This is a genomic window from Pleionea sp. WD8-19 (assembly GCF_055326765.1).
This window is the reverse complement of sequence record NZ_JBUZOU010000055.1, coordinates 1-1,416: the sequence shown is the minus strand read 5'-3', so window position 1 is coordinate 1,416 and position 1,416 is coordinate 1. Positions and strand designations below refer to the sequence as shown.

General features: G+C 39.4%; 2 protein-coding genes. Both read right to left on the bottom strand.

The annotated features are described in order from the left end of the window. Window positions 1-293: 293 nt before the first annotated feature. On the bottom strand, window positions 294-629 hold the full coding sequence (locus ACTUJY_RS21080; RefSeq protein WP_463618106.1) for a hypothetical protein: 336 nt from the start codon (window positions 627-629) through the stop codon (window positions 294-296). After that, complete coding sequence (locus ACTUJY_RS21075; RefSeq protein WP_463618105.1) at window positions 630-1,346, bottom strand: hypothetical protein; 717 nt, start codon at window positions 1,344-1,346, stop codon at window positions 630-632. Window positions 1,347-1,416 lie beyond the last annotated feature (70 nt).

Below are 1,416 nucleotides of genomic sequence, written 5' to 3'. Positions count from 1 at the left end.
ATTCTTTTACATCACGTTCCTACTCGAAGAGCTGCCTAAGTCACCGGACAATATTGAGTACTTGATGCCTTGGAACGTTGAGCTGACTCAGTAGTCAAGCGTGTGTTTGGTTAGACGCTTACAATATTGCGATAGCAGTTTGGTAAAATAAAAATAAGCTACGATGAGAATGTGGCAAAACAGTCGTAAAACTTCAAAATCCTACGACCGTTAAAGTGGAAAAAACTACGATGGTAATTTAGCGCTCTACATTTATTAATGATTTGTGGGCAAAGAAAAAGCCCCGAAGGGCTTTACCTTAATGCTATCTCTTTATAAAGAAGCTCAGCAATACTAATTGTTTTCCTGAACAGCTTTGGCATTTTATTGTTTTCCTTACAATACTCTTGAATACTATATGATTCGTAATCAGTCACATTATTTTCAACAGTTTCAATTTCAACAATAAATTTACCATTTATCATCAGAACATATTGCTCATCTGCCTGCCCATAGTGGTGATGAAGAATAAATACTTTATCAAGGTTTTCAAACTTGGCCAGCAGGTAGTTCTTTACTTGAGAGGCTTCAGCCAAATTAATCCAGTCAATTGAATCCTGTATGTTTCTTTTAATTTCTAACTCGTTCATTTACGTCCCCGGAAAAGCAGTTACTATATTTCCATATTTATCTGATTGCGTTGTAAGCACGGAAGTCGGGCTATTATTTTTGAGATAGTTATTACCGATTGTACGACCAACATCTACCTGTCTCACATAAAGAGTCCCATGAGTTTTACTTTGTAAAGTGCTAACTATTGGTGAATTCACAACTTGCTTGCTTTGCAGCAACTCTCTAAGGCCATCTTCACTCATATTGAATTGGCTTTTGTTAGCTTTCCCACTTAGGTGCTCTTTTAGGATGTGCTTCATGCCATACTTATTAGTACCATTTTGAAGATTTATCCTAGATTGAACTCGACCAGGAACACCGGCTATTCCCTTTGTAACAGGCGACCTTAAAAATAACTTCGAAAGAGACTTGAATGAATTTTTCAAATACCCGGCCAAACCACTTGTTGGTACTATTGGCCCAAGATCTCGCCCAAACTGCTGCTTATTAGTTTCTGCGGGCTTAATGTAGCCCCAAAAATCAATGTCTCCTGTATATTGTCTAACACCATTCATTGGCCCTAGATACATAGCTCCTTCCGCAATTGAAACCATAGCTCCTTCCGCAAGTCCGAGCAGCAAGTCTGTAAAGCCTCCATTGTAATAATCAAGGGCTGCACTAAAGTCATTACCCCCACTGGATGATAGGGATAATCCGACGCGGCAATCGTAGCCGGACCCATTTTTCGCCGACACATCAAACAGTTAAAGAGCATTTTTCGGGACGCAGACCCTACTGGTAAAAAATTTTCCCAGACGCGCTTTT